Here is a 22,874-nt window from a genome sequence, read left to right on the forward strand (position 1 = left end):
AAACCTTCTTTTGCTTCCTTAAAGTGTTTAATCAATTCTTTAGTCATTAAAAAAGTACCTTTTACATTCAGGTTCATTACAGTATCCCAGTCTTTGGTTGTGATTGCCTCAATCGGTTTAAAAATACCATTACCGGCATTATTTACAAGTACATCTACTTTGGCAAAATTGGCAAATACTTCTTTGTATATGCTTTTAACTTCGTTTCCCTTTGTAATATCAGCAGGAATAATCAATATTTTATTATCGTATTTCTTGAGTTCAGATTTAAGATCTTTTAATGTTTCCTTAGTCCTGGAAATTAATACTAAGTTGTAACCTTTTTTAGCAAAAACCTTTGAGATGGCTTTTCCAATTCCTCTGGATGCACCTGTAACGATAGCAGTTTTGTTTCTGGATTTTAGACTGATGTTTTTTTTCATATTACTCTATTTTGAAGAGTAATATACGAATTATCTTTAAGAAGTACAGCCAGAATTCGATGATAGAATTGCATTCGCATTAATGCTTATATCCTATAGCAATACAAAAAAATCATTGAATACAATACTTATGTTTATAGAAAAAGGCTACAGAAAACTGCAGCCTTTCTTAGTTCATAAAACATGAACTAAATGAACGAACTTGAATTTTTATATTATATCAGCCATTATAAGAATTTAAAAAACATAACAACGAAGTATGCAAATAATATAACCATACCTATGTTTACTACTTTAACGATGATATCTTCTATTAAATCATTCATGGCTTTAAAAATATTTTGTTAATAACTTGTTAATAAAATGTGCAAATTGTCAAAAGAGGATACTTGCCGCTACACGCAAGGTAAGAAAAATACTTCAAAAGATCTAAAGAAAAAATATTTAATTAGTTTATTATCAGGATTTAATGAAAATATGGGAGCAGATTTAAATAAATCAAGATATGTTTATCTCGTTTTTTGAGTAAGAAATTACTTGTGGTAAGAAAATGTTGAAATCATTCTCAAATTCAGTATAATCACCTTTTAGGTCATAAATAGATTTTTCAAGAGCATCAGCATATTTACTTCTTCTTGTTATACCTCCAAGGTACTGTTCTATTTTTTCCAAATGTTGATAATTATAAAGCCAGTTTCCGTTTTTCATGTACTTCAGGGCAAATATGAAATCGTCCGGTAAATATTCAGAGAAACTATATAGAGTTTCATATACTTCTTCAGTATAGTTTAATAGCTCTGTTTCATGGAATTTATCCCAGTTTTTTGCAAGAAAGTGATCGTAAAACATGTCTGCTATTACAAAACGATATTTCCCGTATTCAGAAGATATTCTAAACACACTTTTTTTGAAAGTTTCGTGTTTGTCGGTATAGGAGTCTATTTTTCTGTGTAGAGTTACGCCTTTCTGTATTTCTGCTGGCAGGTGATGAATATTACTTCCTTTTACAAAATCTCCAATAAAATTTCCAACCATAATTTCCGGATTGTTGAATGATAGGAATGCGTGTGCTAGGAAATTCATTTTGTTTAAGTTGAAAGAGTTAAAGAGTAAAGATAAAAGATAAAAGAGTAAAGATAAAAGAGTAAAGATACCTGCCTGCGTGACACAGTCAGGCAGGAAAGAGTAAAGATAAAAGAGTAAAGATACCTGCCTGCGTGACACAGTCAGGCAGGAAAGAGTAAAGATAAAAGATAAAAGATAAAAGAGTAAATAGTAAAGATACCTGCCTGCGTGACACAGTCAGGCAGGAAAGAGTAAAGATAAAAGATGAAAGAGTAATCCTGAGTTTTTATTAAAACTCAGGATTATAAAATGTTTAATCTAAGACTTCCTATTTATACATACTTTTTCTAAGTTCCTTAACCTTTGGATCCTGTAGATAGTGATCGTATGTCATATGACGGTCAATAATTCCATTAGGAGTAAGTTCTATAACTCTATTGGCAACAGTTTCTTTAAACTGGTGATCGTGGGTTGAAAATAATATAGTACCGGTAAACTTCATCAGGGAGTTGTTGAAAGCGGTAATTGATTCCAAATCCAAGTGGTTTGTCGGTTCGTCAAGACAAAGAACATTTCCTCTTAGTAGCATCATTCTCGATAACATACAACGTACTTTTTCTCCTCCCGAAAGTACTTTTACACTTTTAAGGGCTTCTTCTCCGGAGAAAAGCATTTTACCCAGGAATCCACGAACATAAACTTCTTCTTTTTCTTCTTTAGTTTGAGCAAACTGACGTAACCAATCTACAAGCGAATCATCATTATTTGTAAAGAATTCGCTATTGTCATTTGGCAGGTAGGTATTGGTTGTTGTTACACCCCATTTGTACTCTCCACTATCGGCTTCTAACTCTCCATTAATAATTTGATAGAAAGCCGTCATGGCAAGAGGGTTTTTAGAGATAACTGCAACTTTTTCACCTCTGCCAAGGTTTATATCAACATTTTTGAAAAGAGTAACTCCTTCAATTGTTTTAGAAAGATTATTAATATTTAAAATCTGGTCTCCGGCTTCTCTTTCCTGATTGAAAATAATTGCAGGATATCTACGACTCGAAGGCTTGATATCATCAACATTAAGTTTCTCTAAAAGTTTTTTACGAGAAGTGGCTTGTTTAGATTTTGAAGCATTTGCAGAGAAACGTTCTATAAATGATTGTAGTTCTTTACGTTTATCTTCTGTTTTCTTATCCTGTTGTGCTCTTTGCCTTGATGCTAATTGACTAGACTCGTACCAGAAGGTGTAGTTACCGGTAAACAAGTTTAATTTTGCAAAATCAATATCTACAATATTAGTACTTACTGCATCCAAAAAGTGTCTGTCGTGAGATACAACAATTACGGTGTTTTCATAATCTGCCAAGAAGTTTTCTAACCAGGTGATTGTTTCCACATCAAGGTGGTTGGTAGGCTCATCGAGGATTAGTACATCAGGATTACCAAAAAGTGCCTGTGCAAGTAATACTCGAATTTTAGCAGTACCGGTCATATCTTTCATTAATGTGTAATGGTCATCACTGGTAATACCAACAGAAGAAAGAAGAGATCCTGCATCACTTTCGGCATTCCATCCGCCCATTTCTTCGTAATCTACTCCAAGTTCTCCGGCTTTTATACCATCTTCCTCAGAGAAATCTTCTTTCATGTAAATAGCATCCATCTTAGCTTTAAGATCGTACATTATCTTATTGCCCATAAGTACAGTTTCAAGAACGGGATGTTCGTCAAAAGCGAAGTGATCCTGTTGCAGAACAGACATACGTTTTCCTTTTTCAAGAGAAACATGTCCACTGGTAGGGTCAATATCTCCAGCTAGAATTTTAAGAAAAGTAGATTTACCAGAACCGTTTGCACCAATTACACCATAACAATTGCCTTGGGTAAATTTGATATTTACGTGGTCGAACAAAACTCTTTTTCCGAATTGAACAGATAAGTTTGATACTGTTAACATTAGCTATTTATTATTTATGAATTTTCAACTTTATTATTATTGTTTTTCTGATATGAAAAACGACGTGCAAAAGTAGAAAAATAATTGATGAAAATATATTAAATACAGGATTGTATGTCCTTGAAAATCAATTATGTGTCATTTGTAGGGTCATCTACGGTTAAATATGTTGAAAAAACGGACCAAATTGCTTTACATAGTTTGAAGAAATAAGCATTTATTTATTGTTTTAGCCCTTTATAATTCTTATGTTCATAGTAACGTATAAGTTAAAGTAGTTATTGCTATAGGCAAAATCTTGAATATTCATTCTTATTTCTTAATTTCGCGGGCTCAATTAAAAAAAACTGTGGCACGACACTTGCCTATAAATATTGAGAATATTAGAAAGCTAATATTTTGCTGATTTTTATGACACTTTTTCAATATCTGATGATTAGTCATGACATAGTGTCTTATTTAACAAAGAATATAATAGTATGATGAATATAGATAATCTTTCATTGCAACATATAATGGATGAGGATACGGATTTTATTCCGTTAATGACCCCTGAAGATGAAGAGGAGTTGCACAATGAGGAGTTACCGGAGATTCTTCCGATATTACCTTTAAGGAATACGGTTCTTTTTCCCGGGGTTGTAATTCCAATCACCGCCGGACGTGATAAATCGATAAAACTGATTCAGGACGCTAATAGCGGGGATAAAACTATTGGGGTTGTATCCCAGAAGGATGTTGATACTGAAAATCCCAATCCCGAAGATTTAAACAGAATAGGAACAGTAGCTAAGATTATCAGAGTTTTCAAGATGCCTGATGGTAATACTACTGTAATTTTACAAGGGAAAAAGCGTTTCGAAGTAAATGAGTTTATTGAAACTGACCCTTATTTAAAGGCTAAAGTGACAGCTATTCACGAGCAGAGAGAGTACTCTGAAGATCAGGAATTTAAAGCCGTAGTTGATTCTCTGAAAGATTTATCTGTACAGATAATAAAAGAAAATCCAAATATCCCAACAGAGGCGACTTTTGCTATTAAGAATATTGAAAGTATTCCATTTTTGATAAACTTTATTTCATCGAACATGAATCTCGATGTTCATGAGAAGCAAGATTTATTGGAAACAAACGATTTGAAGGAGAGAGCGTTAAAAGGCTTAAAGCATTTAACTCTGGAACTTCAAAAATTAGAGTTGAAGAACGATATTCAGTCTAAGGTTAAAACAGATATAGATCAGCAACAACGCGAATATTTTCTTCATCAGCAAATGAAAACTATCCAGGAAGAGCTTGGAGGTGTTTCGTATGAGGAAGAATTAGAAGAAATGCGTCAAAAGGCCAAAACTAAAAAATGGTCGGAAGAAGTTGCTGAGGTTTTTGAAAAAGAGCTTGGAAAGTTACAGAGGATGAACCCTCAGGTTGCAGAATATTCTGTTCAAAGAAATTACCTGGATCTTCTTTTAGATTTGCCTTGGCAGGAATATTCGAAGGATGATTTTGATCTAAAAAATGCAAAAAAAGTTCTTGATAAAGACCATTATGGTTTAGAGAAAGTAAAAGAACGTATTATTGAGCATCTTGCTGTTCTAAAGATAAAAGGTGATATGAAATCGCCTATAATTTGTCTTTACGGACCTCCGGGAGTTGGTAAAACATCATTGGGGCGTTCAGTAGCTGAAGCGCTAAACCGTAAGTATGTAAGAGTGTCTTTAGGCGGACTTAGAGATGAAGCAGAGATCAGAGGGCACAGAAAAACATATATTGGTGCAATGCCGGGGCGTATTGTTCAATCTCTAAAAAAGGCGGGGACTTCAAATCCTGTATTTGTTTTAGATGAAATAGATAAATTATCATCAAGTCATAGTGGTGATCCTTCATCGGCTATGTTGGAGGTATTGGATCCGGAACAAAACTTTGAGTTTTATGACAATTTCCTGGAGATGGGTTACGATTTGTCTAATGTACTTTTCATTGCTACTGCAAACAGTTTGAGTACAATTCAGCCGGCTTTACGCGATCGTATGGAGATAATCGATATTTCCGGTTATACAATTGAGGAGAAAGTTGAGATAGGAAAGCGTCATTTGCTTCCAAAACAATTGAAAGAACATGGATTGGAAAGTAAACACCTTTCAATTGCTAAGAAGCAACTTGAGAAAATCGTAGAAGGATATACCAGAGAATCAGGAGTAAGGGGCTTAGATAAAAAAATAGCTAAAGTTATTAGAAAAATAGCTAAGCACATTGCTATGGAAGAGGAGTACAATGTGAAGCTTGATAATGATGAAATAGTGAATATTCTTGGTGCTCCACGTTTGGAAAGAGATAAATATCAGGGCAATGATGTGGCAGGAGTAGTTACAGGCTTGGCATGGACTTCTGTAGGCGGAGATATATTGTTTATAGAATCGATATTAACTCCGGGTAATGGAAGTTTAACAATGACTGGTAACCTGGGTAAGGTTATGCAGGAATCTGCTAAGATTGCTTTAGAATATATTAAATCAAATTTCGAGGAGTTTGGTATTAATCCTGAAATATTGAAAAAATGGAATGTTCATATTCACGTTCCTGAGGGAGCTACTCCAAAAGATGGCCCTTCTGCCGGAATTACAATGCTCACTTCGTTAGTTTCATTATTTACTCAGCGTAAGATAAAGTCGAAACTTGCTATGACGGGAGAAATTACTTTACGAGGAAAAGTACTTCCTGTTGGTGGAATAAAAGAAAAAATCCTGGCTGCCAAAAGAGCAAACATCAAAGAATTAATACTTTGTGAGGATAATAGAAAGGATATTGATGAAATTGAAGAAAGATATGTGAAAGGATTAATATTTCATTATGTTTCTGATATGAAGGATGTTATTGATGTAGCGGTAACAAAACAAAAGGTGAAAAATCCTAAAAACCTGTTACCGAAAGCAGAAATAAAAAAATAATTATTTTTAAGGGGTGAATTTAAATTCACCCCTTATTTTTTACTATTTTGGACGCATGCTAAACCAAACAAGACTTTTATATATACTATTGATATTGCCTTTGTTTTCTGTTGCTCAAATAGGAGGAAAGGCAACCTACCAATTTTTAAATCTTGTGTCTTCTGCAAGACAGGCTTCTTTAGGCGGTAAAGTCATTTCTGTAAAAGATGATGATGTTAATTTTGCCACATGGAATCCTGCCTTAATAAATTCAGGAATGGATGGCAAATTAGCATTTAACTATGTAGACTATTTTTCGGATGTTAATTACGGATCTGTAGCATATGCGCATTCTTTCGACAGTCTTGGAACATTTGTTGCCGGAGTAACTTTTGTAGATTACGGGAAGTTTATTAAGGCGACAGAATACGGGGAAGAAGAAGGACAATTTTCCGCAAATGAATTGGCCTTGAATGTTGGTTATTCATATCAGATAGATTCTTCATGGACAGTAGGTGCTAATGCTAAAATTATTAACTCTGTTCTGGATAGTTGGAATTCCTATGGTGCGGCAGTAGATTTAGGTGTTACTTATTTCATGCCTGAGAAAGATATGATGCTTGCACTGGTGCTGCGAAATGCCGGGATGCAGTTAAAGGCTTATTCGGGGCATGATAAGGAGAATGAAAAATTACCTTTTGAAATTCAATTTGGAATATCACAGGTATTGGAACATTTACCATTGCAGTGGTCTGTAACCTTTGAAAATCTGCAAAAATTAGATCTGTCGTTTTCCAATCCCTCTTTTTCAACTTCAAGTCTGGAAGGAGAAGAGATTGAAGAGGAAGTTTCAATTCTGAATAAAGCGGTACGTCATGTTGTTATTGGTGCAGAGCTGTTTCCAAAGAGGAATTTTTCGGTAAGAGGCTCTTATAATTTCCGCCGGGCAGCAGAGATGAGGTTGGCTAATTATAAATATTTTGGCGGTTTTTCGTTTGGATTTGGAATGAAAGTTAAGAAGTTCAGAATTAATTATGGCAGGTCACTTTATCACCCTGCAGGTGGTACAAATCACTTTAGTATAGTTACCGACTTAGATGAATTCTAATATAAAAGGCCAGCTATAATTAGCTGACCTTTAAAAAAAAAATAGTTGAAGCTATTTTTAATGAACCAGTTCAGGAACAATATTTCTCCATATTTTACCTCTGTAATCTTCTCTGTTAGGAACCTTACATTCGTCAGCCGAACTAACAAGCTCAGATGTGTAAACCATCTGTTCAACAAGTTGTGGAGCTCTGTTCATACCTTCTCCAATATTGATTAACACTGATTCACCATCTCTCAGGATTCCTTTATTAAGTGCTTCAAAGAAGCCTCCCAGAGCGGCAGTTGATGCAGGTCCAATTTTAATACCCATTTCGAATGCTGCAATTCTTGCAATATCTTTCATCAAACTTTCGTCAAAAGTGATAATTTCACCATCGCTGTCTTTAACTAAAGTAGCAATGATAGGGTAGGTAGCCGGGTTCCCGGTTGCCAGTGTTGGTATTTCTGTTTTTGGATTTTCAAAAATAGGGTAATCCTGAAGCCATCCTTCAGGGAAGTTAAGCGATTTTGCTTTTTCCCATCCCTGAGTCATAGGATCACAGCCCGAAGGTTGAACCATAATATATCTCGGGCTCTTAACGTTGTAAATTCCTTTAATGTCTTTAACAGCTTTATCAATAGCTATAGGACCTGTACCACCACTTAAAGCCTGAATGTAAACATCAGGAAGTTCTCCACATTGTCTCAGCCATTCAAAAACCATTGTTTTTTTAGCCTCAACTCTTAGAGGATCGGTATTACCTCCCGACATTAATATACCATTCTTTTTAGCATAATCTGCAGCTACTTTTTTAGCCATTGCATAATCACCCTTTACCCTAAATATTTTTTGCCCATGTGCACTTACTTCTGCTACATTTGCTTTTAAAGCATTTTCCGGAACAAAAACAGCAAGATTAATTCCTGCTTTGGCCAGATAATGAGAGAATGCGGAAGCGATATTTCCGGTACTGGCAACTACATATTGCTTTATTCCGTGCTCTTTCAAAGCACTGGCAGAAACTGAAGCTGCTACATCTTTAAAAGTTCCGGTTCCCGGGTTAAGATCGTTTCTGTAAACATTAACCTTTAAATCTTTATTGTAGAATTTTTTAGCAAATTCTTCTAAAAAACTCCATCTCTCCACGGGTATTACACCTTCACCGTCTGTTATAATATTTTCTTTATTATTCAGAGGTAAAAAGTCGAAGTAATTAAATAAGCTTTTTGCATCGTTATCTTCAACTTCTATGAGTTTTTTTACTTCCGAAATATCTCTGGAATACTTTACATCAACCCATTTGTTTCCACAGGACGGACATTCCTGAAAGTGTTTAAACCATATACCTAAATCGTCAATTATATGGTTACATGATCTACATTCCAGGTGAAATTTGTTACTTGACATATTTTTCTGTTCAATTATGTTTTATTAATTTTTTAAACTCAAATGCAAACCACATTCTGTTTTTTGCGAATTCTCCCATCTTCCGGAACGTTCGTCATTACTATTTGTACTGGGATTTGTACAAGGTTCACAACCAATAGAGTTATAGCCCCTGTCATATAACTTATTATAAGGAATGTTATTTTTTATAATATAGTTCCAGGTTTCTTTTTTTGTCCAGTTAATCAGAGGATGGATCCTAATTTTGTTATTCGAGTCCATCATAAATACTGAGTAGTCATTTCTTGTATCGCTTTGATCTTTTCTAATTCCGGATATCCAATGATGAATATTACTGTCTTCAATAAGTCTTTTTTGAGGGACTACTTTATTAATGTTGCAACATGTATCCGGGTCATCCTGAGAAAGATTTTTTCCATACTTTTTTTCAAAATCTGTCTTTTTGATGGTCGGTTTAATAGTTTCTACATTAATCTGTAAAAAGTCGGCAATATTATCCCTTTGTTCAAGTGTTTCTTTAAAGTGATAACCCGTATCAATAAAATAAACTTTTGGGTCGTATCCCAGCTTCTTAAACATATGTAAAATTACGATACCTGAAATTTGAAATGATGTGATCGTAGCTAAATCAGGGCATAAATTTTTAATAGCAAAATCCAGAATTTCTTCCGGACTCGCTTTCTCAAATTTTTCATTTAATTTTTTTAAATCCCTTTTGCTAATTATCATATTTTCTTTTGTAATATTCATCAACATTATACTCTTAATAGTGAATTTTTGTATTTCAATATTCCCAAGGTATTACCTGAAGAATATAATGAAAAAATTAATTAACATTAAAGAGTCATTGATGTCAATTCACTTTCATATTTTCCTGATGTTAATTTTTCATGAACTTCTGCAAAAGCGGAAATCGTACGATCAACATCAGCAATAGTGTGATCTGCAGTAGGTATAAGTCTAAGCATGATAACACCTTTTGGAACTACAGGATAAACTACAATCGAGCAGAAAATCCCGTAATTTTCTCTTAGATCCATCAGTACGTTTGTAGCCTCACCAACTTCTCCTTTGAAAAATACCGGAGTTACCGGTGAATTAGAATTTCCTAAATCAAATCCTTTTTCTCTTAAACCATTTTGAAGAGCTCTAACATTTTTCCAAAGTTTATCTTTCTGAACCGTATCTTTTCTTATTAGTTCTAATCTCTTTAAAGCACCGACAACCAGTGGCATTGGTAATGATTTAGCAAAGATCTGAGACCTCATGTTGTATCTCAATACATCGATAATATCTTTCGATCCCGATACAAAAGCACCAATACTGGCCATTGATTTTGCAAATGTACCAAAATATAAGTCTACTCCATCCTGTACTCCAAAATGTTCATCGGTACCTGCACCTGTTGCTCCCATTGTACCAAAGCCGTGAGCATCGTCAATTACAAGTCTGAAGTTGAATTTTTCTTTTAATGCAACTATTTCATCAAGTTTTCCAAGGTCGCCCGACATTCCAAATACTCCTTCAGTTATAACAAGTATTCCTCCGCCTGTTTTTTCGGCTAATTTTTCGGCATGACCAAGCTGTGTTTGCAAACTTTCCATGTCGTTGTGAGAGTAAACAAATCTTTTACCCATGTGTAATCTAACACCGTCGAGAATAGAAGCGTGATCTTCTGAATCGTAAACAATAATATCTTTTCTGTCAACTAGGGTATCAATTATCGACATTATTCCCTGATATCCATAGTTCAACAGATAAGCAGATTCTCTGGAAGAATAATCGGCTAATTCGCGTTCAAGCTGTTGGTGAAGACTTGTTTGTCCGGTCATTATTCGAGCTCCCATCGGGTAAGCTAAGCCCCAATCTGCAGTACCTTGTGTATCTGCCTTTCTAACCTCCGGGTGGTTTGCAAGTCCAAGGTAGTTATTCAGACTCCATGTTAAAACTTTCTTTCCGTTGAAGATCATATGTGGGTGAATTTCTCCCTCAAGTTTTGGAAAGGTATAATATCCATCTGCCTGATTTTGGTATTGTCCAAGAGCAGTTTTTTTCTCAGTTAGTTTTTTGAAAATATCCATTTGGTAATTTTTTTAGTATTAAGTATAATAGTTCATAGTCCACTATTTCTGTAAATAATATAGAAGGAAGTGAACAAAAGCAAATTAACCCAATAAAAACAAGAATTGAATTCAATCCAAGTGGTTAGAACTAATTTTTGAGTGTACGTTTTGACGGAACCTTTTTTGTAAACATCTGAAATACAAAGGCATGCATTTGGATTTGTAGAGATATAGGTGCAATCTGCTATTTTGCATAATATTATTGTGATTGAAATAGAAACAAAAGTTTTATCTTGGTAAAATTAAGTTTAATCTAATTTTAGAAAATTGAACTATAAGAATAAGACAGTTTGGATTACCGGTGCATCATCCGGAATTGGGAGGGAATTGGCCAAGAAATTTTCTGTAGAAGGGGCTAATATTGTTTTGTCTTCAAGAAACACATTAGAATTACAGATACTGAAGGCAGAAATAGAATCAGCTAACTGTAAAGTATTGGTAGAAACTCTTGATTTGACTGATCAGTCAGCATTTCCTCAGGTAGTAGATAGAGTAATTGCAAAGTTCGGCAGAATTGATCTATTGGTCAATAATGGAGGAATAAGCCAGAGGTCTCTTGTTGAAGAAACTTCTTTGGAAGTTGACAGGAAACTTATGGAAGTTAACTTTTTTGGAACGATTGCACTAACCAAAGAGGTATTGCCGTATATGTTGGAACGTAAGAGTGGTCAAATTGCAGTTGTTACAAGTGTTGTAGGGAAATTTGGTTTTCCTCTCAGGTCGGCATATTCTGCTTCAAAACATGCCTTGCAGGGATTTTTCGATACTCTGAGAGCCGAGACTCAGGATAGAGGAATTAGTATTAGTATAATTATTCCAGGGAGAATAAAAACTAATATATCCGTTCAGGCTTTAGTTGCTGATGGAAGTACTTATGGGAAAATGGATGTAGGACAGGATCACGGAATAAGTGCAGAGGACGCTGCCGATAAAATATTCATAGGTTTAATAAATAAAAAGAAAGAAATCTTAGTTGTAAGGAAAGAACTTTTCATGCTGAATATCAGAAGATTTTTTCCATTTATATATTATAGAATTGTATCAAAAATAAAAGCTACATAAAAAACAATAGTTAGGATGATAATTAGTGGAATTCAACAAATAGGTATTGGAAACCCCGATACTCCTGAAACATGGAAATGGTATAGAAAGGCATTTGGAGTTGATGTGCCGGTATTTAACGAAGTTGCAGAAGCGGGATTGATGTATAAATATATGGGAGGGAAAGCCAGAAACCGACATGCCGTTTTAGCATTGAACATGCAGGGTGGTGGTGGATTCGAGATTTGGCAATACACAGACAGAGTGCCTGAAAAAGCCGGGTTTGAACTTAAGTTAGGAGATCTTGGTATAAATATCACCAAAATTAAGAGTAAGGATGTTGAGCTTGCTTTTAAATATTTTAAAGAGCATGATCTTAATCTTATAAGTGATTTGGTAAAAAATCCGGTAGGGTTAAAACATTTCTTTGCGAAAGATCCTCATGGAAATATATTTGAGGTAGAGGAGGGTTTGGATTGGTTCTCAAAAGGAAAGCATGTTAACGGAGGTGTTCTTGGGGCTATAATAGGAGTGTCTGATATTAACGAGTCCCTAAAACTATATTCGGATATTTTAGGATACGATGAAGTTGTTTACGATGAAAAAGGATCATTTGAGGATCTCAGCTCAATTTCAGGTGGTGATGGAAACTTTCGCAGAGTGCTTCTTCGTCATTCGGAAAACAGGGTAGGGGCCTTTAGTGATTTATTGGGGTCAACCCAGATAGAACTTATTGAAAGTTTGGATAGAGAACCCGCTAAGATATTCGAAGGCAGGTATTGGGGCGATGAGGGTTTTATTCATTTATGTTTTGATATTAACGGAATGGAAAAACTGAAAAAATCATGTGAATTGGCCGGATATCCATTTACTGTAGATAGTAACAACAGTTTTGAAATGGAAAATGCTGCAGGTAGATTTGCCTATATAGAAGATAATGACGGTACGCTGATAGAATTTGTGGAGACACATAAAGTGCCTATTCTTAAAAAAGTTGGATTAAATATGGATTTAACTAAGAGAAATCCGTCTAAATCTCTGCCAAAAATTATGATAAAAGCTCTTGGTTTGGCAAGAGTTAAGGATTGATTTTTATATAGGAAATGCTTTAGAATGATTCTATGTTTTTAAATAAAAATGCACCTGATTAGATGTAGTCAGGTGCATTTATTATTTATAACTCAAATTATATATGAATACTTAATACTATTTTTTGCGAACGGGCTTTATTGTTTAGATATTTATATGAAATTATATTTTCGTTATAGTTTCCTCTTCTACCTCTTCGCTTATTATTATGTTTCATTGCGTAAATACTATTTGAAGCTCTGTTTTGCATATTGTGAATTCTCATCCTTTCCCTTTTAGTGACAAAACCATCAGATTTTGCAATTCGGATTGATTTCTTAATATGTTTTTGTTGTTTAAATAATTTTTTTGCTTCTTGCCTGGTGATAGAACCTTTTCTAATACCTCTTTCTATCTGTTCTTTCTGTTGAAAAAATCTTTTCTTAATTTTAGTTTTTTTATTTCCTCCAAATGATGAAAAACTAAATAATAAAGTAAATGCGATTGTAAATAAAATATTGCGATTTTTCATAATGCGTGGTTTTAACTATTATTAATTATTTCTTGATAATTTGACACTAATTATATCAAACGGTTTAGTATATCTCAAGAAACCTTCCTGTTTGTTAAGAAAACAAAAAGCATGCCAGTATTTTGCAATACATCTCAATTATAATTAAAAAGACTGGGAGTCAGTGTGATAAAGATGCATGTCTCAATATAGTTATCAAAAAAATGAGTCCGGCATAAGCCGAACTCTTCCAAATGAATTTTTATTTTTTCAATATTCTCCTTTTGTATCCAGATCAAACACAGACCTATCTGATTTAAAGAAATACTGGGTTATACCCAACTTGCATATGCTTAAACCTTATTATTACTGCCCAAAACCTCTTTTCTGTATTGGGAAGGGGTTTTTCCTGTATACTTCTTAAATGTGGTATTAAACGAAGTTTTTGAGTTGAAGCCCGAATCAAATGCCAGTGATAAAAGAGTATATTTATTATCATCACCACTTTTTATCATATTTTTTACTTCTTCAATTCTGTATTCATTTACAAATGTGTAGAAATTTTTATTCAATGATTCATTTAAAACCTGGGTGATGTAAAACTTTTGTATTGATAGTTTTTCAGACATTTTCTGAATAGAAAATGAGCTGTCCAAATATGGTTTTTCAGATTTCATGTAATTAATAATTTTTTCCTCGTATTCGGAGTATGTTTCAGGTTTTAATCCCGATTTTTCATACTTTTTATTAGGAGTTTCTTCTTCTATAGCCACATCATCATCTTCTTCAATATTTATCAAAGCTAAGCGTTCTTTTCTGCTTTGTAGGCGTGCAAAACTGGGACTTATAAAAATTGATTCCTGTTGGAATCCAAATATACTCAGAGCGTATGCAAAAAACGTAAAGCCAATAACAGGAAAAATTATTGGGCTAAAGATTTCGTGATCAGCAACAAGGTTAAGAATTCTTGCCAGTACAGAAGTAGGATAAATAATTGCGAAAATTATGGCAATAGTTTTAAGCCAGTTCAGGTTGTTTTTTTGTGATTCGTACGAAAAGTGGTTGTGAATTTTTTTCCGGTGAATAGTCAATAACACTAATATTCTAACAACATAATATACTATAGAAATAATTAATAGAGTAGCATATATAATGTGTGATATCGATAAATCACCACCTAAAAAACTTCTGTTTAACTCTTCAATAACATTCGTTCGGGATGCTATGAACAGGTAATAGAGTGATGCTAAGATAAATGGGATGAAGTGGAGTAAATACTTCCATCTAAAAACTGGTTTAGATAACACCAACATCTTTGAATAAATGTATAGAAACGGGCCATAGGTAAAAGGTATCATCTTCAGCATCATCATCCATCTGTTCTCCTGAAGATTGTATTCTAATCCTATTAAAACAGAGAAAAGCTGAAGGGATATCATAAATAGCCATGCTGCTAAAACAATATCGTAAACAAATCGATTCTTTTTTATTAAAAGTAGTAATACGGCAAATAATGATTGAGAAATACCTATGTATAATAAGGGCGTCATTAAAATTAAGTTAGATGTGCTTATAATAAATATTATGGCAATATATTAATAATATTTATCAATCAATATTGATAAATTGCTTTTAAATATATGTAATAAACATTGTGGTATTAGTTTGTATTATGTCTAAATTTGCAGCTATTAAAATTAGATGATGGGAAAAATTACGGTTGCGATAGATGGGTATTCATCAACAGGAAAGAGTACTATAGCAAAGGAGTTGGCGAAGGAATTAGGGTATTCTTATATTGATACCGGTGCGATGTATCGTGCGGTAACTTTATATGCATTAGAGAGTAAAATTTTCGATGATGAAGACTTTTTCCGTAATCTTTTAATAGCTGATTTAGATAAAATTGAGATTAATTTTGTGTATAATCCTCAGCTTGGATATGGAGAGGTGAATTTGAATGGTGAAAATGTGGAGGCTAAGATTAGGGATATGCGTGTTTCTAATAAGGTAAGTGTTGTGGCCACTGTTCCTGAAGTACGTAGAGCAATGGTTGCCCAACAGCAAATAATGGGAAGAAATAAAGGGGTTGTTCTTGATGGCAGGGATATAGGTACAGTTGTTTTTCCTGATGCTGAAGTGAAATTATTTATGACAGCTTCTGCCGAAGTTAGAGCTAAAAGGCGTTTTGATGAATTAAAGTCGAAAGGTGATGAGAATGTTACTTTTGAGGAAGTGCTTAAAAATGTAGAAGAACGCGATCATTTGGATACAACGCGAATAGAATCTCCACTGGTAAAAGCTAAAGATGCCATAGAATATGATAATGGCGAAAAGACCAGAGAGGAACAGTTTGAAGAAATTTTGGAAATAGTTAAAAGTAAAATGAACTAATACCATATAAAGATAAAGACCGATACTTCGGTCTTTTTTTATGAATAAAATATCCACCACACAAATAGGCTCAGGCTAATAACAATGGTAAATAAAGCATAAAGTTCAGTTCTGATATTTTTATAAGCTCTGTTTTTTCCTCGTTTTTTAGCTTCAAGTTTTTGTTTCGGAGTGAGTATATTAAAAGTCCATTTGTTTTTCCTGGGTTTGTTGGATTTAGTAGTTCTATCTTTTGAAAATATAGAATTTCTGTCTTTTAGTAAATTTTTATTTGCCCTTAATGTTTTTATCATGTGAAGCATTGAGCCTTCTCCTGCCATAATTTGTAAAATAAAGGTTATTTCTGACGTAATATTGTATTGAGACAAATCAAATAATATTCGATATCATTATTATAAATGTATAAAAAAAACCTATTCATCGTAATGAATAGGTTTTATATTTTTAAGAGATATAATTTTTAACTTCTATCTGATCTTCTTGCAAATTTCTTTTTAAAAGAAGAACCACCATCTCTATTGCTGTTATCGCTATTTCTGTTGTCAGACGACCTTTTGTCAGATCTTTTGTCAGATCTTTTATCTGACCTATGACCATGAGAATAGTTTGATCTATTTCTGTCTCTGTCACCACCACCTCTTCGGCGATCTCTGCCACCACGTCGGTTTCCTCCGGTGTTTTTATCAGGCTTGTCAGATATTTCAACAGAAATATTTCTTCCATCGTGTTCTATAAACTGGAAAGCATCAATAACCTGTTGAGTGTTTTCAGATAAAACGGTAAAGAAAGAGAATTTACCCATTACATCAACTTTGGAAAGATCGTCACGGCTTAATCCTGTTTTATCTTTCAGATAGTCTTTAAGAGTATTCCATTCAAAACCATCGTAAGTTCCAAGGTTTATGAACATACGTTTCAAGTTTGCTCCACGTCCCTCACTTTTACTTGACGAGTTAATGTCGCGGGCATTTTTGTAGTAATCCAAGAAACGGTTAAACTCAATAGAAATAAATCTTACCAAAAGTTCATCTCTCGTCATACCTCCAAGTTCCTCATAAACTTTTGGAAGGTATTGTGAAATTTGTTCTTCATCGATAGAAACTGTCTGTACTTTTTTTACAAGGTTGAAAAGCTGACTTTCGCAGATTTCCATCCCTGTAGGAACATTTTCCTTGATGAATTTTTTCTTAATAGTTCTCTCAATAGATTTTATTCTATGCTGATCTCTTGGAGTAACTATAGATATAGAAGTACCTGTTTTTCCGGCACGACCTGTTCTACCACTACGGTGGTTGTAAATTTCAATTTCGTCCGGAAGATTGTAGTTTATAACGTGAGTTATATCTTTTACGTCAATACCGCGGGCAGCAACATCAGTAGCTACAAGCATTTGTATTTGACGTGTTCTATAAGCTTTCATTACCGAATCACGTTGAGTCTGTGATAAATCACCGTGTAGCGAAGCTGCATTATATCCGTCTTCGATTAGTCTTTCTGCTACCATCTGTGTTTCTGCTTTAGTTCTACAGAAAACAACTCCATAAATTTCAGGATGGGCATCAACTAATCTTTTTAAGGCAAGATATCTGTCTCTTTGATTTACTACGTAATAGTTGTGAGTAACTGTATTGGCACCTTCATTTTTATTACCTACAGTAATACGGAAAGGTTCAGTCATATATTTCTTAGAAATATTCTCTACCTCTTTAGGCATCGTAGCAGAGAATAACCAAGTTTGTTTTGTCTCTGGAGTTTGGTCTAAAATAGTATCTATCTCATCGATAAATCCCATGTTTAGCATTTCATCAGCCTCATCTAATATGCTGATATCAACGTTTGATAAATCGACAAGTCTTCTTCTTATCATATCATTTAAACGTCCCGGAGTTGCAACAATTACCTGTGCTCCCCTTTTTACATCTTTGGCTTGTGCTGTGATATTAGCACCTCCGTAAACTGCTACTACATTCATGCCTTTTACATTTGCAGAATATAGTTTAAGTTCGGATGTAATTTGCAAGCAAAGCTCTCTTGTTGGAGCTAAAATAAGTGCTTGCGTTGTTTTAGACTGTGCGTCTATTTGTTGAATCATTGGTAAACCAAATGCTGCGGTTTTACCAGTTCCTGTTTGGGCCAGACCGACCATGTCTGTTCTGTTTTCCAAAATATATGGAATAACCTTTTCCTGAATTGGAGAAGGCTGTTCAAAGCCCAAATCTTTGATTCCCTTCAATACGGCTTCGTTTAAGCCGAAACTCTCGAATGTAACCATTAATTTATATTAACTTGTTAAAAAATTGCGTGCAAAAGTAGTGATAATTAATGATATTGACTTTATTCGACAGTGATTTAATGAAAATAAAGGCTGAAGTTAATGTTTTATTAGATGAACGAGGTTAATGTGCAGTAAATCAGAGGTGTATGCTGTTAGAGGATTTACGTTGTTATTTGTTGAATTTAGTTTAAATATCGATTTTAGCCTCTTTGTTTAGTTTTTTCCAATAATTACTGTAATAAAGGTTTGAACTATTTTTAATATTGCTTTGTTTTACAGTTTTATACCACTTATCGATTTTTTCAAGTGATTCTTCGAAGATTCGTTTTGAGAAATCAAATTTATCATCCTTCATTAGTTTCATTGATGATTCAATTATTGATGATTGATATTCTTTTATTTCTTCTGCAATAATTGCTTTTCGGTGTTTGTAATCCTTTATAATAGTACGGTGTAAAAGCTCATTTTTCCACCAGTAATTTTTATTGTCAAAGGTTGATTTCGCCGTTCCCAGTTCCGTTAAAACTGACTCCACGAACCAAACAGGCTTAAAGATACTTGTACAGGCAGATGCTGTTGCAGTAAACCAAAAAGTTGGCTTATCATTGAGGTGTGCTACCATAGATCCGGTGGTTTGTGTAGCATTTCTTGTAAGTGAATTACCGGCATGAGCACAGATTGAATTACCTAGTAAGTGTGAATTAGGTGAATAGTCTTTTTTGTAGTGAGACTGCAGTGCTTTAATCGCAGAAGAAACATTAATCTCTGTTAATCTATCTTCCAAATGGCATTGAGTTTGATTTTGACGTTTTTTTGATCCTGAAAATGTTGTAAAAAACCAGTCGGAGTAAGATTTGGAAAAATTGAATGTGTCACCTTTTTTATGCCAGCCTTTTTTTATTGCAGTAGATATTAGCTCAGGGTGGGCCAAATCGTAATCTTCGGTAATAGTTGAACCATTGGAGATAGAGTAGTAGTGTTTAACTTTTTTTGCAACCCATAAATTATCAGCGGTTTCCAATACCCATGCTTCTTTTTTGTCGGCTATTAAAAAACTGTTGTGATAAGCCATGCTTTTGTCTTTGTATCCGGCTATTCCTCCCTGACCATATCTCTCAATTAAATTACAAATTACATCCATGGCCTCTTTTGCAGTATTGGCTCTTTCAAGAGCTAAACGCAGTAAATCCATTCCTAAAAGTCTGTCATTACCTTTGTGAACAGGCATTTTGGTCCAAATAGCTTCGTTGCCGATAGCTACTCCTTTTTCGTTACTGCCCATTTCTGCTCCCCACATCCAAAATGGTCTGCTTATTAGTATGGCATTTGTTTTTTCAACCTGATCAATTTCAATATATGTGCATTTTAATTTATCACCGGTTTTATATGTGGCAGCTTCAAAGTACTCCAACGATTGCATTTCATTGGCTTCTCTGTCGCTGTTTTTAGCCAGTATTACGCTATTGTCTGTGGTTGCTGATGGCAGGGCTACAAAGGTATCACACATAGTTTTTACTGGTTACTGGTTACTGGTTACTGGTTACTGGTTACTGGTTGCAGTTTTTTAAACATGCAACTAGCAACAAAATTATCTTTTAATCTTACCCGGTAAAATAAATTCGTATTGCTTTTTGTACACAAATTTGTATAGCCATCTGTCAAGCTTTCTCATTGACAGGAATAATTGCCATATAAATTTATCCTCTTTATAGTAGTTTGAAATTTCTTTTTCGCTGATGTTTTTTTCTGATTTTTGATTGATTATCTCCAAAAATGTTGGGATTAGATCAGATTTTTGTTCTTTATATAAGTTGGCAACCAAGTCGATATTTACCATTTTTTCATCGTAATATCTGTTCATAACATCATCCAGAAAGAACCTTCTAATTATTGCTCTGGCAAAGGACGGAGCACTGGCTAAAATTAATTCCGGCTCCATTTGTTCTTCATTTTTTATTTTGAAAAGCGGAGTAGAAGTGTCGAGGTAGTAGATTTTGCCGTCTTTTTCCGAGAATACCCAATTCGATATTTGAGAATCAATAGCTAATTCTATTTCCTTATTATTCCTGTTATATTCCCATACCTGATAGATATGATCTACAATTCTTTCAACAAAATCTTTGTTGTTTTTTGAGTCAAACTGATGAATGATTTTATTACCAAGCCTGTCGGAATTGCATTTTTTCTGAGCTATATAAAGTACAGTTAATTTGTCCGATTTTTTTACAATAATTGTTTTCTCTTCGGGTAGGTTAATACCGGCCTTCCTTAGGTATTGGCAATACAGGTTATATTTGTTTTCATATTTTTTTGCACCATCAAAGTCTGAAAATAGGGGCATTCTTTTAAAAATAATTCCGGGCATATCTTGCAGTTCAAAAATTGCTGAAATTTCTCCATAAGCAATTAATTCAGCCGGGATTTTAGATAGGGAGAGGTTTTGAGTATCCAATCCAAGTTCAAATTCTTCCAGTAAAATTTCATTAATATCCATTATGAGAATAGTTGTTTTATTGGATTGATAAATTTGTCAAACACGTTTTTAGCCTTAATCAGCGGTATTAGTTTTTTTGCATCGGTAAGAGATTTATCCAGTTTTTCGATTATTTCATCAATCTGGGTTTCTTCAATAATTAGCGGAGGTAAAAATTGACATACTTTAGTGTCATTATTTGCATAAATAATAAGCAAACCATTATCGTAGGCGGCTTTAGTAAGTGCAGGACCGCTTATTTCATCTTTTAGTTCTAATCCCATCATCAATCCTTTTTGTCTTAGTTTAACCAAAAAGCCTGAGTGCTTTTCTATTAAACTGTCGATTTTAGTTTTGAATACATATGCCATTTCATTCACATGGCTTAGAAAATCAGGATCTGAAGACATTTCCAACACTTTTCTCATCACAATACTCCCAAGTTCAGAACCTCCATAGGTTGAAATATGGATAAAGGGATCATCGTGGAAAACACTTTCTAAAGACTTTCTTATAACAGTTGCCGATATAGGGTAGATTCCTCCTGAAAGCCCTTTTCCTAATATTACAATATCGGGAACAATATCATAGTGTTCGAATCCCCACATTTTTCCTGTTCTACCCAATCCACTTTGAACTTCATCAAGAATTAAGAGTATATTATTTTCGTCACACGATTTGCGTATGGAGCTCATGTACTCATCAGTTGGTATTGGCATACCTAAAGTTGCAGGAATGGTTTCAAGTATTATCGCAGCAGTATTGCTGTCTATTAATTTTTCAAGTGCATCAATATCGCCAAAAGTACATTGTTCAAACCCCGGTAATTCTTCGCCAAAAGGCTTTCTGTATTTTTCATCTCCTGTAGCCAAAGCGAGTCCTGTATGTCCGTGATAACCACCTTTGACAGATATAATTTTTTGCTTTTTAGTATAACTTCTGGCAATCTTTAATGCTGTATCAGTAGCTTCACCACCGCTTACTCCAAAGATTGTATAGTCTAAATCACTTGGCATCAGTTCTGACATTAATTTAGCAGTTTTTGCTCTTTCAGTACTAATAAAATGATGATTGCCAATATCGAATTTGCTTAGAGCTTCAGTGAGAGTCTCTATTATTTGGGGGTTTCGGTGACCAAGATTAAAAACACCTCCATTACAGTGCAGGTTTATAAGTTCCTTATTGTCGTCAATATCAGCAGAAGAAATATTTTCACGTTTTCCCATAACGAAATCCATTTTATATTTCTTATAGAAATTCACTTTTTGTGAAGAAACGTGATTTTTGAAATCGGAAATTGCTTTTTCTTTTTTACCCATAATTTGTTTGAATAATATCAGGGTAATATATAGAAAATTTTCTACAATTATTATGTCTAAAAATGCCTTTACTTATTAGGGTAGGATGGAAGTTCTTTCAGGAAAATATATTTTTTATTTTTATAATCCAGCTGTGCAAAATAATGGTTTATTCCATTAGTAACAACGAGGTACTTAGCATCTAATGTCATATTGTATCGGGCAATCTGATCAAAAGTGTTTTGCGTAATTTTTACTTCCGGAGCTTTGCATTCTACCAACACTTCTATTTGTCTGTCGCGATTATAGACTACGATATCAACCCTCTTTTGAGTATTTGAAACTTTTATACCCTTTTCTATACTGAAATGCGAATTTGGATAGCCCTTTTCTTCAATCAGAAAATGTACAAAGTTCTGTCGAACCCATTCTTCAGGTGTTAGAACCAGATATTTTTTTCGAATAGTATCGAATATATACACAGTATTATCTTCCCTTTTTAATCTGTGATTATATTTTGGAAGATTTAATTGAGTCATTATGTACGGATGATATAATTAGAAAAGAATACCAATACATTTCTATTAGGTGTCAATAGAAAAAGATTTGAGCGAGAGACGAGGTTCGAACTCGCGACATTCAGCTTGGAAGGCTGACGCTCTACCAACTGAGCTACTCTCGCATTTTAAAGTCTAAAGTCTAAAGTCTAAAGTTCAAAGTGCTCTACAAAACACTTTTATCTTTATACTTTTTTCTTCTTTGTGGGGAGAGCAGGATTACTTCGCTTTGTTCAGTGATATTTGGTGGTATCACTAAAAACAAAGCTCGTTGC

The 22,874-nt window shown here is 34.1% G+C and carries 19 protein-coding genes and 1 tRNA gene; 5 read left to right on the forward strand and 15 right to left on the reverse strand.

Annotated elements, in window-relative coordinates; all coding sequences use genetic code 11:
* The 3 genes from ABFR62_05965 to ABFR62_05975 all read right to left on the reverse strand — a co-directional run.
* The coding region (locus tag ABFR62_05965; protein ID MEN8137959.1) for an SDR family NAD(P)-dependent oxidoreductase at nt 1-422 on the reverse strand (422 nt) is incomplete at its 3' end.
* Between the two features lie 498 nt (nt 423-920).
* Nucleotides 921-1,505: an ACP phosphodiesterase gene (locus tag ABFR62_05970; GenBank protein MEN8137960.1), complete on the reverse strand. Its 585-nt coding sequence runs from the start codon at nt 1,503-1,505 to the stop codon at nt 921-923.
* 310 nt (nt 1,506-1,815) lie between these two features.
* The gene (locus ABFR62_05975; protein MEN8137961.1) at nt 1,816-3,441 is read right to left on the reverse strand and encodes an ATP-binding cassette domain-containing protein; all 1,626 of its coding nucleotides are present in this window, start codon (nt 3,439-3,441) and stop codon (nt 1,816-1,818) included.
* Between the two features lie 479 nt (nt 3,442-3,920).
* On the opposite strand from ABFR62_05975, the gene lon reads away from it, so the two are divergent.
* Together lon and porQ are read left to right on the forward strand one after the other, a co-directional pair.
* A complete protein-coding gene (gene lon, locus ABFR62_05980; GenBank protein ID MEN8137962.1) occupies nt 3,921-6,383 on the forward strand; it encodes an endopeptidase La in 2,463 nt (820 codons plus the stop codon).
* 55 nt (nt 6,384-6,438) lie between these two features.
* Nucleotides 6,439-7,470 (forward strand): type IX secretion system protein PorQ, encoded by a 1,032-nt coding sequence (gene porQ, locus ABFR62_05985; GenBank protein MEN8137963.1) that lies wholly within the window; start codon nt 6,439-6,441, stop codon nt 7,468-7,470.
* A gap of 57 nt (nt 7,471-7,527) precedes the next feature.
* Here the strand turns inward: porQ and ABFR62_05990 are convergent, their stop codons facing one another.
* From ABFR62_05990 to ABFR62_06000, 3 genes are all read right to left on the reverse strand, one after another.
* Nucleotides 7,528-8,859, reverse strand: coding sequence for a pyridoxal-phosphate dependent enzyme (locus ABFR62_05990; protein MEN8137964.1), 1,332 nt, complete (start codon nt 8,857-8,859; stop codon nt 7,528-7,530).
* 24 nt (nt 8,860-8,883) lie between these two features.
* The gene (locus ABFR62_05995) at nt 8,884-9,609 is read right to left on the reverse strand and encodes a phosphoadenylyl-sulfate reductase (GenBank protein ID MEN8137965.1); all 726 of its coding nucleotides are present in this window, start codon (nt 9,607-9,609) and stop codon (nt 8,884-8,886) included.
* An 86-nt stretch (nt 9,610-9,695) separates the two neighbouring features.
* Nucleotides 9,696-10,940 (reverse strand): pyridoxal phosphate-dependent aminotransferase family protein, encoded by a 1,245-nt coding sequence (locus tag ABFR62_06000; GenBank protein MEN8137966.1) that lies wholly within the window; start codon nt 10,938-10,940, stop codon nt 9,696-9,698.
* Between the two features lie 309 nt (nt 10,941-11,249).
* Between ABFR62_06000 and ABFR62_06005 the strand changes: the two genes are divergently transcribed.
* Both ABFR62_06005 and ABFR62_06010 read left to right on the forward strand, forming a co-directional pair.
* On the forward strand, nt 11,250-12,044 hold the full coding sequence (locus ABFR62_06005; GenBank protein MEN8137967.1) for an SDR family oxidoreductase: 795 nt from the start codon (nt 11,250-11,252) through the stop codon (nt 12,042-12,044).
* Nucleotides 12,045-12,059: 15 nt separating this feature from the next.
* The gene (locus ABFR62_06010) at nt 12,060-13,112 is read left to right on the forward strand and encodes a VOC family protein (protein ID MEN8137968.1); all 1,053 of its coding nucleotides are present in this window, start codon (nt 12,060-12,062) and stop codon (nt 13,110-13,112) included.
* A gap of 97 nt (nt 13,113-13,209) precedes the next feature.
* Here ABFR62_06010 and ABFR62_06015 read toward each other — a convergent pair whose 3' ends face one another.
* The gene (locus ABFR62_06015) at nt 13,210-13,623 is read right to left on the reverse strand and encodes a hypothetical protein (protein ID MEN8137969.1); all 414 of its coding nucleotides are present in this window, start codon (nt 13,621-13,623) and stop codon (nt 13,210-13,212) included.
* 332 nt (nt 13,624-13,955) lie between these two features.
* A complete protein-coding gene (locus ABFR62_06020) occupies nt 13,956-15,152 on the reverse strand; it encodes a helix-turn-helix domain-containing protein (protein MEN8137970.1) in 1,197 nt (398 codons plus the stop codon).
* 154 nt (nt 15,153-15,306) lie between these two features.
* Between ABFR62_06020 and cmk the strand changes: the two genes are divergently transcribed.
* Nucleotides 15,307-15,996 carry a (d)CMP kinase gene (cmk, locus tag ABFR62_06025; protein MEN8137971.1) on the forward strand — a complete coding sequence of 230 codons (690 nt, stop codon included), beginning with the start codon at nt 15,307-15,309 and terminating at the stop codon, nt 15,994-15,996.
* 38 nt (nt 15,997-16,034) lie between these two features.
* On the opposite strand, the gene ABFR62_06030 is transcribed toward cmk, so the two are convergent.
* The 7 genes from ABFR62_06030 to ABFR62_06060 form a co-directional block, all read right to left on the reverse strand.
* Nucleotides 16,035-16,316 carry a hypothetical protein gene (locus ABFR62_06030; protein ID MEN8137972.1) on the reverse strand — a complete coding sequence of 94 codons (282 nt, stop codon included), beginning with the start codon at nt 16,314-16,316 and terminating at the stop codon, nt 16,035-16,037.
* Nucleotides 16,317-16,456: 140 nt separating this feature from the next.
* Nucleotides 16,457-18,268: a DEAD/DEAH box helicase gene (locus ABFR62_06035; GenBank protein MEN8137973.1), complete on the reverse strand. Its 1,812-nt coding sequence runs from the start codon at nt 18,266-18,268 to the stop codon at nt 16,457-16,459.
* Nucleotides 18,269-18,458: 190 nt separating this feature from the next.
* Nucleotides 18,459-19,778, reverse strand: coding sequence for a C69 family dipeptidase (locus ABFR62_06040; GenBank protein ID MEN8137974.1), 1,320 nt, complete (start codon nt 19,776-19,778; stop codon nt 18,459-18,461).
* Nucleotides 19,779-19,859: 81 nt separating this feature from the next.
* Entirely contained in the window at nt 19,860-20,765 is a 906-nt protein-coding gene (locus tag ABFR62_06045; GenBank protein ID MEN8137975.1) for a DUF6206 family protein, read from the reverse strand.
* Nucleotides 20,765-22,063, reverse strand: coding sequence for an aspartate aminotransferase family protein (locus ABFR62_06050; protein MEN8137976.1), 1,299 nt, complete (start codon nt 22,061-22,063; stop codon nt 20,765-20,767). Before ABFR62_06050 ends, ABFR62_06045 begins: the two co-directional genes overlap by 1 nt.
* Nucleotides 22,064-22,131: 68 nt before the next feature.
* A complete protein-coding gene (locus tag ABFR62_06055) occupies nt 22,132-22,581 on the reverse strand; it encodes a type I restriction enzyme HsdR N-terminal domain-containing protein (GenBank protein ID MEN8137977.1) in 450 nt (149 codons plus the stop codon).
* A gap of 70 nt (nt 22,582-22,651) precedes the next feature.
* Nucleotides 22,652-22,724 (reverse strand) — tRNA-Gly (locus tag ABFR62_06060).
* Nucleotides 22,725-22,874: the final 150 nt, after the last annotated feature.

This window comes from Bacteroidota bacterium, from assembly GCA_039714315.1.
Taxonomy (GTDB): Bacteria; Bacteroidota; Bacteroidia; order Flavobacteriales; family JADGDT01; genus JADGDT01.